Annotated in this window: 7 protein-coding genes; all 7 read left to right on the top strand. The window is 66.3% G+C overall.

All coding sequences use genetic code 11. From position 1 onward, the window contains the following. Nucleotides 1–269: 269 nt before the first annotated feature. Complete coding sequence (locus ASC68_RS26430; RefSeq protein WP_197421421.1) at nucleotides 270–1,766, top strand: methyl-accepting chemotaxis protein; 1,497 nt, start codon at nucleotides 270–272, stop codon at nucleotides 1,764–1,766. Between the two features lie 22 nt (nucleotides 1,767–1,788). Beyond that, complete coding sequence (locus ASC68_RS26425; RefSeq protein WP_055886862.1) at nucleotides 1,789–2,652, top strand: protein-glutamate O-methyltransferase CheR; 864 nt, start codon at nucleotides 1,789–1,791, stop codon at nucleotides 2,650–2,652. Then, complete coding sequence (locus ASC68_RS26420; RefSeq protein ID WP_055886859.1) at nucleotides 2,649–3,695, top strand: chemotaxis response regulator protein-glutamate methylesterase; 1,047 nt, start codon at nucleotides 2,649–2,651, stop codon at nucleotides 3,693–3,695. The genes ASC68_RS26425 and ASC68_RS26420 overlap by 4 nt, the downstream gene beginning before the upstream one ends. Before the next feature lie 98 nt (nucleotides 3,696–3,793). Beyond that, nucleotides 3,794–4,183: a response regulator gene (locus ASC68_RS26415; protein ID WP_055886854.1), complete on the top strand. Its 390-nt coding sequence runs from the start codon at nucleotides 3,794–3,796 to the stop codon at nucleotides 4,181–4,183. Between the two features lie 288 nt (nucleotides 4,184–4,471). Beyond that, nucleotides 4,472–6,994 (top strand): methyl-accepting chemotaxis protein, encoded by a 2,523-nt coding sequence (locus tag ASC68_RS29275; protein ID WP_055886849.1) that lies wholly within the window; start codon nucleotides 4,472–4,474, stop codon nucleotides 6,992–6,994. 403 nt (nucleotides 6,995–7,397) lie between these two features. After that, nucleotides 7,398–9,911, top strand: coding sequence for a methyl-accepting chemotaxis protein (locus ASC68_RS29270; protein ID WP_055886845.1), 2,514 nt, complete (start codon nucleotides 7,398–7,400; stop codon nucleotides 9,909–9,911). Between the two features lie 45 nt (nucleotides 9,912–9,956). After that, complete coding sequence (locus tag ASC68_RS26400; RefSeq protein WP_055886841.1) at nucleotides 9,957–12,881, top strand: methyl-accepting chemotaxis protein; 2,925 nt, start codon at nucleotides 9,957–9,959, stop codon at nucleotides 12,879–12,881. The last annotated feature ends 3 nt before the right edge of the window (nucleotides 12,882–12,884 follow it).

Below are 12,884 nucleotides of genomic sequence, written 5' to 3'. Positions count from 1 at the left end.
CGTTGCGCGGACCCCTCATCCGCCCTTCGGGCACCTTCTCCCACAAGGGGAGAAGGCTAGAGGTGCCCATCGCCGCCATATGCGATAGCCCTGCCCCAAAGGGGGAGGGAGGCGATCGTCCGGTGGTGAGGGCGACATCCAGGGGCTCCTTACCAAGTCGTTACGCTCTGCAGCCCAAGTATAGGTTTGATTAACCATTCCGGTTTTAGGGTCGCAGCGAGGGCCTGGGGAGGCCCGCCGGGGCTCGGTGATTCGTGCGGCGCTTGCGCATGGCGCTCATCGCTAATCTATGCTGGCTTGCCGCTCTGCTGATCGCGGCCGGCGGCGTGCTGCTGTTCGGCGTCGGGCTGGTGAGCGCGGTGCTGGCGGGTGTTGCGGCCGCGGCGGCGGCGACGGGCGCGGTGATCGTCGGGCTGCGCGCCGATCGGGCGTTCTCGGAGCGGCTCACTGCTATCGGCCAGGCAGTCGGGGTGCGGGCCGGAGAGGCGACCAGCCTCGAGGCGGTGGTGCAGAGCCTCTGCACGCGGCTGGATCGAGCCTACAACTTCAAGGCGGCGTTCGGCAGCATGCGGCAGCCGGCGGCACTGGTCGATGCCGATGGCGAGATCCTGGGGGTCAGCAACGGCCTGGTGCTGGTTGAGCCGAAAGCCGAGGAAGGTGGGCTGATCTCCGATGTGCTGGGCGGCCGGGTGCTGCTCGAGGACATGGCGGAGGAGAGCATCGTCACCGTCGGCGACCGGCGCTTCGTGGCCGAGCGGCGCGAACTGGGCGGCGGGCGCTCGATCCTCGAGTTTACCCCGGCCGGCTACCATATCGCCGACGACGATTTCGATGCCTTCGTCACCGCGCTCTCCAACGGCCGCACCGGGTTCCGCTTCGACGACTGGGGCATGCAGCATTCGCCGGCGCTGAAGGCGCTGGGCGGGGCGCTCGAGCAGTTCGACAAATCGGTCAAGGCCATCGGCCAGCTGCTGCGCGGCGAGGAGATCGATGCGCTCTTACTGATGGGCGCCGGAGCAATGGCGCCGGAGCTCAGGCAGTTCGAGCAGGACCTCAACGCCATCCTTGTCGAGCGCGAGGAAGCGCTGATGGCGCGGGCCCATCTCGAGGCCAAGATGGAAGCGATCCTGCGCGCCATCGACCGCTACCGGGCCAGCGTTACCAGTCTCGCCGAGCTCGCCGACCAGAGCCGGGCGGGGCTCACCGTGGCGTCGCGCGCCATCGAGAAGGGGCGTGCCAAGGCGCAGGCGGTGCGGGTGCTGGAGCGGCAGGCGGTGGCGCTGGCGGCCGATGCGGCGCTCGCCGTGCAGCGCACCAGCGCCTCGGTCGGCGGGGTGGAGCACACCACGGCCGAGATCGACCGCATGGTGTCGAGCATCGAGGACGTGAGCTTCCGCACTAACCTCCTGGCGCTCAATGCCGCGGTGGAGGCGGCGCGGGCCGGCGAGAAGGGTGCCGGCTTCGCGGTGGTGGCAGCCGAGGTGCGTACCCTGGCGCAGGCGACGCAGAAGGCAGCGCGCGAGATCAAATCGCTGGTCGGCACCTCGCGGCGCGAGGCCAGCGCATCGGTCGAGGAAGCGGCATCGCTCAAAAAGATTCTCTCCGGCCTCGGCGGACATTTAGAGAATCTAAGCAATGAGACGGACATGATCGCCGGTGCACTGGATGAGGGCAGCGGCGCCATCGCCCGGCTGGACGGCAGCGTTGCTGCGGTCGGCTCGGAAGCGGCGAAAGCCCTGCAACTCCCGGCGCGCAAGCGGGCCTAGAACGGGCCCAGCAGGGGGCAGTATGGATCAGGGCGAATTTGCCCTCAGTGACCGCGAGTTCAATCGGGTCAAGGCACGCGTCTATCAGGAAGCCGGAATCTCGCTGTCGGAGGCCAAGCGCACCCTCGTGGTGTCGCGGCTGGGCAAGCTTGTTCGCGCGCTCAGGCTCAACTCGTTCGATGCCTATCTCGATTATCTCGAGCGGCAGGGCACGCCCGCCGATGCGCAGGAATTCATCAACGCGCTGACCACCAACCTGACGCGGTTCTGGCGCGAGGACCATCACTTCGAGCATCTCGAGACCTATGTGCGGCAGGTGATGGCGCAGCGGCCGCGGATGGGCGCCAACGGCCGGCCGAAACTGCGGATCTGGTCGGCCGGCTGCTCGACCGGGCAGGAGCCCTATACCATCGCGCTGAGCCTCCTCGCAGCGTTCCCGGAGCTGAAGCGCTGGGATTTCCGCATCCTTGCCACCGATATCGACACCAATGTCGTGGCGAAGGCGGCGGGCGGGGTTTACCCGGAAGCCGAGCTCAACGGGCTGTCGCGCGAGCGCGCCTCGCTGTTCGAGCGCGCCGGCGCCGGCCAGGTGCAGATCCCGATGGCGGTGCGCGAGCTGATCGCCTTCAAGCCGCTCAACCTGATGCACAACCCCTGGCCGATGAAGGGGCCGTTCGACGCGGTGTTCTGCCGGAACGTCGCCATCTATTTCGACAAGAAGACGCAGGGCGAACTGTTCGCGCGGCTGGGAGCGATCCTGGTGCCGGACGGCTTTCTCTATATCGGACACTCCGAAAACCTGGGCGCTGGCGGCGCCAATTTCCGGCTGGTCGGCAAGACCATCTATCAGGCACGCGCACAGCAGAAGGCGAGGGACGCAGCATGAGCATCAAGGTGCTGGTCGTCGATGATTCCGCACTCATTCGCGAGGTGCTGAGCCGTACGCTGGGCAAGGATGGCGATATCGTCGTCGTCGGCACGGCCGAGGATCCGATCGACGCGCGTTCCAAGGTCAAGGACCTCAACCCGGACGTGGTGACGCTCGATATCGAGATGCCCAACATGAACGGGCTGCAGTTTCTCGATAAACTGATGCGGCTCCATCCGCTGCCGGTGGTGATGGTCTCGACGCTGACCACCAAGGGGGCGAGCGAGACGCTGCTGGCGCTGGAACTGGGGGCGGTGGATTTCGTCGCCAAGCCCAACGCGTCGCTGTCGGGCGGGCTTGACGCGTTCGGCGAGAACCTGCGCCAGAAGGTGCGGGCGGCCGCCCATTCCGACGTTAAGGGCCGCGCCTTGAAGGCGCCGGCGGCCAAGGTGCCGGTGCGCACCGCGGCGGCGCCGACCGGTGCGCTGATCGCCATCGGGGCATCGACCGGCGGGGTCGAGGCGATCCGCGTGGTGCTGAGCCAGATGCCGCCCGATTGCCCGCCGATCGTCATCGCGCAGCATATGCCGGCCGGGTTCACCAGCCGCTTTGCCGGGCGGCTCGACGAGCTGACCGAGCTGAAGGTGGTGGAAGCCGTGGACCGCATGCCGCTGCTGGCCGGCCACGCCTATGTGGCGCGCGGCGATTTTCATTTGCGGGTCGAGCGCAGCTCGGGCCAGCTCAAGTGCCGGGTGACGCAGGACGAACTGATGTCCGGGCACCGGCCGAGCGTTGACGTGCTGTTCGAGTCGGTGGCCAAGACCGTCGGGCCGATGGCGGTGGGCGCCATCCTCACCGGCATGGGCCGCGACGGGGCGCGGGGGCTCAAGCTGATGCGCGAGGCGGGGGCTTATACCGTGGGGCAGAGCCAGGCTTCGGCGCTGGTCTACGGCATGCCGCGGGTGGCGTTCGAAGAAGGGGCGGTGATCGAGCAGGCGCCGGTCGAAGGCATCGCGGCGCGGCTGGCGGCAGCGCTCACTCGGCTCAAATCCGCAGCATAACGCGGGTTCGGATTGAAGGTTTGGTAACGGAATGTGCCTAGGGTTTTACGATACGCAACCCGGGCGTATTTCGGGCAGCTAGAAGGCGCAGCGTAACGATGCCGAAGGCAAGTGCAGTCAGTGTGATGATCGTCGATGACCAGCAGTCCATGCGGGGCATCTGTAAATACATCCTCACCCAGCTGGGGTTCACCAACATCGTCGAAGCCAAGTCGGGGCGCGATGCGCTCGGCAAGCTCGAAAAGAGCAGCGTCGACCTGATCATCTCCGACTGGAACATGGACGATATCGACGGGCTGACGCTGCTGCGCGTCATCCGCAAGCACCCCAAGACGCAGGGCATGCCGTTCATCATGGCCACCGGCCGCTCCGACAAGGAGCAGGTGAAGGAAGCGATTTCGTCGGGCGTCAACAACTACATCATCAAGCCGTTCGACGCTTCGACCATGAAGAAGCGCATCGAGGCGGTGATCGGCGTGCTGTCGTAAGCACAGCCTCCTGCTGAAGCTAGCAAGGCCGCCTCCGGGCGGCCTTTGCTTTTGGTGCAACTGGCTGTGCCGACAGGCATTTTCGGGCGGCCAATGTAATCGACTACATGCCCGGAAATGCTGGGCTCGCTACGCATCGTTCCGTAACACGAAATTAATCCGCCGCTGCCAGTCTTTGCCCAGTCGTGCACGGGCCTTGGGGGAGGGTCGACGTGATGCGGGCGCCGTAGCTGCGCTCCGCCCTCGGCATTTCTTCCCCAGACGGCCGCATCCAGGAGGAGCAGGCGCATGGGTTGGTTGCCAAAATTCAAGATCGCGCAGAAGCTGCCGCTCGCACTGGTCGGTTCGGCGCTGCTGGTCAGCGCCGGCGTCGGTATCGCCAGCTACCTGATCGGCTCGAGCACCGTCGACCAGATGAGCATCCGGCAGATGCAGATGGCGGCCGGCGACCGGGTGAAGTCGTTCGAGACCTATCTCGAAACCATCGAGGCGGACCTGGTGAACCAGGCGGCGGCGGAAAGCGTGCAGACGACGCTGCGCGATTTCGCCATCGGCTGGGGCCAGTTCGCCACCTCCAAGCCCGCCGCTGACCCCATCGCCACGTTGCGTGGCAATTATATCGACAACAACCCCAACGCGGCCGGCGCACGGCAGGCGCTCGATACGCCGCAGCAGGCGCCGGGCGCCAAGAAGTGGAACTACGATTTCCTCCATTCCAAGGTGCATCCGAACTTCCGCCGCCAGCTCGAGGCGCGTGGCTATTCGGACCTGTTCCTGTTCGATCCCAAGGGCAACCTCGTCTACTCGGTGATGAAGAACGACGATTTCGCGCGGAACTTCGCCGAGGGCGGCGAGCTCGCCGATAGCGGGCTGGGCCGGGCCTTCCGCAGTGCCGCGGCGTTCACCGAGCCGGGCAAGGTGGCGTTCGAGGACCTGGGCCTTTATGCGGTGGCCGGTATGCCGGCGAGCTTTCTCGCGACGCCGGTATTCGACGCGCGCAACAAGCTGATCGGTGTGATGGCGATCGAAATGCCGATCGGGCCGATCAACCTGATGCTGCAGGACAATGCCAATCTGGGGCAGACCGGCGAGAGTATCCTCGTCGGCGCTGACAAGCTGATGCGGTCGGACTCGGTGTTCTCCACGGACAATGACACGCTGAGCGCCAGCTATGACTATCCGGTGGTCGACGCGGCCCTGGCGGGCAATCGAGCGGATGGCGTCACCACGGATTATCGCGGCATGCGGATGATCGCCACGGCGCTGCCGGTGGAGTTCAACGGCGCCAAGTGGGCGATGGTCACCACGATGAGCGAAGACGAAGCCTTCGCGCCGGTGGCCGAGATGCGCAACATGATGCTGCTGGTCGGCGGGGGGCTGCTGGCCGCCGCCGCGGTCGTCGGTTTCCTCTTCTCGCGCAGCATTTCGAAGCCGATCAGCCGGTTGACCGAGACCATGGGCGCGCTGGCCGAGGGCAAGCTCGATACCGAAGTTCAGGGCGCCGGCCGCAGCGACGAAATCGGCGACATGGCCAAGGCGGTGCAGGTGTTCAAGGAGAATGCGCTGAAGGTCACCGAGATGACCGAAGGCGAGCGTGCCGCCTCGATCCAGCGCCGGGCCGACCGGACTGAGATGATGCAGACGCTGCAGCAGGCGTTCGGCGAGGTGGTGGATGCGGCGATATCAGGCGATTTCACCAAGCGGGTCGAGGCGGAGTTCCCCGACCAGGAGCTCAATGCGCTGGCGCATGGGGTCAACGAGCTGGTGGCGACGGTCGATCGTGGCATGAGCGAGACGGCCGAGGTGCTGGCGGCGCTGGCCCATACCGACCTCACCCACCGAGTGCGCGGCGACTACCAGGGCGCGTTTCTCAGGCTCAAGACCGACACCAATGCGGTGGCCGAAAAGCTCGGCGAAATCGTCATGGGGCTGAAGCAGACCTCGCGCTCGTTGAAGACCGCGACGGGCGAGATCCTGTCGGGCGCCAATGATCTCTCGGAACGCACCACTAAGCAGGCGGCGACGATCGAGGAGACCTCGGCAGCGATGGAGCAGCTGTCGGGCACGGTGCTCGCCAATGCCGAGCGGGCCAAGGATGCGTCGAATGTCGCGGCAACGGTGACGCGGACGGCCGAAGACGGCGGGCAGGTGATGCACCGGGCGACCGAGGCGATGGAGCGGATTACCCACTCGTCGGGCAAGATTTCGAACATTATCGGGATGATCGACGACATTGCCTTCCAGACGAACCTCTTGGCGCTCAACGCCTCGGTGGAAGCGGCGCGGGCCGGCGATGCTGGCAAGGGCTTTGCCGTGGTGGCCGTGGAAGTACGGCGGCTGGCGCAGTCGGCGGCCAGCGCCTCGAGCGAGGTGAAGGTGCTGATCGAGCAGTCGGGCAGCGAGGTGAAGGGTGGCTCGAAGCTGGTGGCGGAAGCCGCGGCCAAGCTCGAAGCGATGCTGGTGGCGGCGCGGTCGTCGAACGAATTGATGGATTCGATCGCCCGGGCCAGCCAGGAACAGGCCTCGGCAATCGAGGAAGTGAATGCGGCGGTCCGCACCATGGACGAGATGACCCAGCACAACGCCGCGCTGGTCGAGGAAACCAACGCGGCGATCGAGCAGACCGAAGCGCAGGCGACGGAGCTTGACCGGATCGTCGAGGTGTTCCGTATCGGCGACGCCGCGCCGGTGCGGGCGATGGAGCCGCCAGCCAAGGGCATCCGCGCCTTGCAGGACAAGGTGCGCGTAGCGGCCAAGTCGTATCTCAGCCGCGGCAACGCGGCGGTCGACAAGGATTGGGCCGAGTTCTAGGCGGCGCCCTCCAGGGGGTAACCGAGCGTCCCGCTACACCGGTGTCATCCCAGCGAAAGCTGGGACCCAACCCACCGCCTGCACCAGCGGATAGATGGGTCCCAGCTTTCGCTGGGATGACATCGAGTTTGGTGAAGCTGTGGTGGTTGATTGTCGGCAAAGAAGAAGGGCGTTTACTAGCCGCCTCTTCTTTGCGCAGACCGCCGGCTATTCGCCCGCAAGTGCTGAGCGCACTACGTGTCGTTCCGTAATCAGAAATTAAGGCGCGATGCCTAGTCTCCGCCAGGTTGTGCACGGGCCTTGGGGGATGAGGCGGCGTGAACAACGGAAGCAGGATGCTTCCGTTTCGCTGCGGCAGGATTGCCGCTCCCCCGGACGGCCAATACTGGGGGGATATTTTAGCATGGGTTGGCTTCCGAAATTCAAGATTGCCCAGAAGCTGCCATTGGCAATGGTGGGCTCGGCGCTGCTGGTCAGTGTCGGCGTGGGGCTCGGAAGCTACGTGATCGGTTCGGGCATTGTCGCCGACATGAGCGCGCGGCAGATGCAGACGGTGGCCTCGAGCCACGCCGACAAGTTCTCCACCTATCTGAAGACCATCGAAGCGGACCTGGTGAACAGCGCCGCGACCGACAGCGCGGTGAACGCGGTGCGCGACTTCGCCATCGCCTGGAAGAGCTTCGCTAAGGCAACGCCGCCGGGTGACCCGATCGTGGTGCTGCGCGAGGCGTTCATCACCAACAACCCGCACCCGGCCGGGCAGCGGCAGCTGCTCGATATCAACGACAAGGGCCGGACCAATTACGACACCACGCACGACAAGGTGCAGGCGACATTCCGTCGGCAGCTGGAGCTGCGCGGCTACCGCGATTTCTACATGTTCGATACGGCGGGCAACCTCGTTTACTCGGTGATGAAGAACGACGATTTCACGTCGAACTTCGCCGAGGGCGGCGATATGGCCGATAGCGGCCTGGGGCGGGTCTACCGCAAGGCGCTGGCGCTGACCGAGCGCGGGCAGGTGGCCTACGAGGACGCCTCGGTCTACGCGATCGCCGGCTCGCCGGCGAGCTTCATCGCGACGCCGGTGATCGACGTGCGCGGCAAGCTGATGGGGGTGATGGCGATCCAGATGCCGGTCGCCCCGATCAACCAGATGCTGCAGGAAAACACCCAGCTCGGCCAGACCGGCGAGAGCTTCTATGTCGGCGCCGACAAGCTGATGCGCTCGGACTCGGTATTCTCCGAAGGCGATGACACGCTGAGCGCCGTCTATGACAACCCAGTGGTCGAGGCGGCTTTGGCGGGGAACGCCGCCAACGGCGTCACCACCGACTATCGCGGCATGCGGATGCTGGCCAACGCCACGCCGGTTACCTTCAACGGCACCACCTGGGCGATGGTCACCACCATTGCCGAAGACGAGGCGTTTGCGCCGGTGGCGCAACTGAGGAACACCATGCTGGCGATCGGCGCGGGGCTGCTGGCGCTGGCCGCCGTGGTGGGCGTGCTGTTCTCGCGCAGCATTTCGAAGCCGATCAGCCGGCTGACCGAGACGATGGAGGCGCTGGCCGACGGCAAGCTCGACACCGAGGTGAAGGGCGCCGGCCGCAGCGACGAGATCGGCGACATGGCCAAGGCCGTGCAGGTGTTCAAGGAGAACGCGCTGAAGGTCACCGAAATGACCGAAGGGGAGCGGACGGCCTCGGTGCAGCGACGCGTCGAGCGCACGGCGATGATGCAGGAGTTGCAGAAGGCGTTCGGCGAAGTGGTCGATGCGGCGATCTCGGGCGATTTCAGTAAGCGCGTCGAGGCGGAGTTTCCGGATCAGGAACTGAACGCACTGGCGCATGGCGTCAATGAGCTGGTCGCGACCGTCGATCGCGGGCTGATCGAAACCGGTGACGTGCTGTCGGCGCTGGCGCAGACCGATCTGACGCAGCGGGTGAACGGCCAGTATGGCGGCGCCTTTGCGCGGCTGAAAGACGACACCAATGCGGTGGCCGAGCGGCTGACCGAGATCGTCGGCCAGCTCAAGGGCACCTCGCGGTCGCTGAAGACGGCGACGGGCGAGATCCTCTCAGGCGCCAACGATCTGAGCGAGCGGACCACCAAGCAGGCGGCGACGATCGAGGAAACCTCGGCCGCGATGGAGCAGCTCTCCGGCACGGTGCTCGCCAATGCCGAACGGGCCAAGGATGCCTCCAATGTCGCGGCGACGGTGACGCGGACTGCCGAAGACGGTGGCCAGGTGATGCATCAGGCGACCGAAGCGATGGAGCGGATCACCGCGTCCTCGGGCAAGATCTCGAACATTATCGGGATGATTGACGACATCGCCTTCCAGACCAACCTGTTGGCGCTCAACGCGTCGGTGGAAGCGGCGCGGGCTGGCGATGCCGGCAAGGGCTTTGCCGTGGTGGCGGTAGAAGTGCGGCGGCTGGCGCAGTCGGCTGCCGGGGCGTCCAGCGAAGTGAAGGCGCTGATCGAGCAGTCGGGGACGGAAGTCCGGGGCGGCTCGAAGCTGGTGGCGGAAGCCGCGGCCAAGCTCGAAGCGATGCTGGTGGCGGCGCGCTCGTCGAACGAACTGATGGATTCGATCGCGCGGGCCAGCCAGGAGCAGGCGTCGGCGATCGAAGAGGTCAACGCCGCGGTTCGCACCATGGACGAGATGACCCAGCACAACGCGGCGCTGGTCGAAGAAACCAACGCGGCGATCGAGCAGACCGAGGCACAAGCCACGGAACTCGACCGGATCGTCGAGGTGTTCCGCATCGAAGCGCAGCAGGCGCCGGCGCGAGCCGCGGAAGCGCCGGCCAAGGGTATCCGGGCTTTGCAGGATAAGGTGCGCACCGCCGCCAAGTCATACCTGAGCCATGGCAATGCCGCGGTCGACAAGGACTGGGCGGAGTTCTAACCGCAAAACCTGACGGTCCTCGCGAAACGTCCAGAAGGGACAACAATGCGCAAATTCACCCGGACCATAGCCGCTCTCGTCATCGGGGCCCTGCCGCTTACCGGCGGGCTCTATCTGGGCTGGCAGACGACGGCCCAGATCGAGGCGGCGCAGCGCGAGGCCGATGGGGTGCGCTATGCCGGGCTGGTGCTGCCGGAACTGGTCGGGCTCGCTCGGGACGGCGCGCTGCCGGCGGCCGATCCGGCGCTCGCCGAGGCGGCGCGGAGCGGCGATGCACAATTCGGCACGGCCTCGCTGTCGCGAGCCTACGACGCGTTGAAGGCGGAACTGGCCGCCGGGGCGCATCCGGCGGCAGCGCGCAATGCCGCGGCGATGCTGGTGCAGCGTATTCATGACAGCTCCGGGCTCAGTGCCGACCCGGGTGCAGAGCAACTGATCGAGGTGCCGCAGGCGGCCAATGCGGCGCCGCTGTCGCCGGCACTGGTGCAGGCCACTCGCTACGCGGTCGCGGTGCAGCCGGCCGAGCTGGTGCGGCTTGAAGAGGTCTTGGCCGAGTTCCGCGCGGCGACCGCCGGCGGCCGGACTACGGCAGAGGGCAAGGCTTACACCGCGGCGGCGACGGCGCTGGCAGAGCGGGTGGCGGCAGGCATCACGGCGATCCCCGATGCCAGGGCGCGATCGGCTTTTGACTGGGCCGGGCTCGATGCGGCGCATGATGCGTTCCAGGATGCGGCGCTGGCGTTGGGCCGCGCCTCCGGCGCCGATATGCGGCAGTTGCTGGAGCAGCGGATCGCCGAGGCGGGCGGACGGCTCACCCGGATCGGCGGGATCAGCGCGATCCTGGCGCTGCTCATGGGATTTGCTGCCTGGTTCGGGTTGGGGCGGTTGGGTCAACCGGCGATTAAGGAAGCTTCCCTATCGTCGGCGATGGGGATGAGCGGGGATGCCGGGCACGAAAGCCACGGCGACATGGGGGCTAGAATGGCCACGACCTCTTCGCAGAGCACAATCAATTCGAAGACTCTGGGTGGGCTGACGCTCACCACGACGATCTCGGCAATGGTGTTCCTCACGGTCACCGTCGCCATCGCGACCGTGCTGTTCGCGGTGTGGACGATGCTTGCCGCCAATACGCGCGACACCGCCAACCAGCGGCTTGCGGCAGACCTCAGGATTGCCGCGGCGATCCTCGAGGTGAACCTGCCGAACTCCGACATCTTCTGGAACGAGGCGGGCGAGCTCGAAAAGATCGAAGCCAAGGCGATGCCGAAATTCCGCAACCACGACCTGATCGACACGATCGGGCGGGTGACCGGCGATACAGCGACGCTGTTTGTGTTCGACGCGGAAACCCAGGATTTCACCCGCAAGTCGACCACCATCCTCGATGACAAGGGCGAGCGGATCCTCGACACGCCGCTGGCGCGCGACGGCGCGGCCTATCCGGTGGTGGTTGCCGGCGGCACCTACCAGGGCGAGGCCAACGTATTGGGTGTTCCCTATTATGCCATCTACCGGCCGATCCAGAACCTCAACAACGAGGTGATCGGGCTCATCTATGTCGGCATTCCGAAAGCGGAGATCGATGCGACGGCGAGTGAGGGGCTGCAGCTGCTGGCGCTGGTCGGCGCTGTGGCGGTGCTGGTAATCGGCGCGCTCTCGGTGTTCGCGGCGTCGCGGCTGATGCGGCCGGTACCGATGCTGTCGAAAAGCATGCGGCTGGTGGCCGGCGGCGCGCTCGAAACGGCGATCCCCTATACCGGTCTCCGCAACGAGATCGGCGAGATGGCGCGCAATGTCGAGGTGTTCCGCGCCAATGCACTGAAGGTGCAGGAGCTGACCGAGGACGAGCGCCTGGCGCTGGAGCAGCGCCGGGCCGAGCGGGCCGAGATGATGCAGTCGCTGCAGCAGAGCTTTGGCGACGTGGTGGATGCCGCGACCTCAGGCGATTTCTCGCGGCGGGTGGCCACCCGCTTTGCCGACGAGGAACTGAACCGGCTGGCCGGAAGCGTCAACACGCTGGTCGGGACGGTGGAGCGGATCATCGGCGATACCGGCGCGGCGCTGGCGGCGCTGGCCGATACCGACCTGACGCACCGCATCGAGGGCAGCTATGAGGGCGCCCTTGGGCAGTTGCGCGACGATACCAATGAGGTGGCGGAAAAGCTCAGCCACATCGTCTTGACGCTGAAGCAGACTTCGCGCTCGCTGAAGACGGCGACGGGCGAGATCCTCTCGGGCGCAAACGACCTCTCGGAGCGGACGACGCGGCAGGCAGCGACGATCGAGGAGACCAGCGCGGCGATGACGCTGCTGGCCGACACGGTGCGGGCCAATGCCGAGAAGGCCGAAGACGCACGCCATGTGGCAGAGGAGGTCAGCCGCACCGCCGAAGCGGGCGGCGCTGTGATGCAGCAGGCCAATGTGGCGATGGAGCGGATCACCCAGTCCTCGGCCAAGATCTCCAACATCATCGGCATGATCGACGACATCGCCTTCCAGACTAACCTGCTGGCGCTCAACGCATCGGTCGAAGCGGCGCGGGCGGGCGAGGCCGGCAAGGGCTTTGCCGTGGTGGCAGTCGAGGTGCGGCGGCTGGCGCAATCGGCGGCACAGGCCTCGAGCGAAGTGAAGGTGCTGATCGAGCAATCGGGCACCGAAGTGCGCGGTGGCACCAAGCTGGTGGCCGAGGCGGCCGACAAGCTCGAAGCCATGCTGACATCGGCGCGCCGCTCCAATGCACTGATGGCGGCGATCGCCGACGACAGCCGGCAGCAGGCAGGCTCGATCGACGAGGTCAACGCCGCGGTGCGGCAGCTCGACGAGATGACGCAGCACAATGCGGCGCTGGTCGAGGAGATCAACGCGGCGATCGAGCAGACCGAGGCACAGGCCGGCGAAGTCGACGGCATCGCCGAGATCTTCACCGTCGACGCCCGTGATGCCAGGCGGGCCTCCCGCGCGGCGTGATGC

This window comes from Devosia sp. Root105, from assembly GCF_001424865.1.
In the GTDB taxonomy this organism is placed as follows: domain Bacteria; phylum Pseudomonadota; class Alphaproteobacteria; order Rhizobiales; family Devosiaceae; genus Devosia_A.
This window is presented reverse-complemented; position numbering and strand designations above follow the sequence as displayed.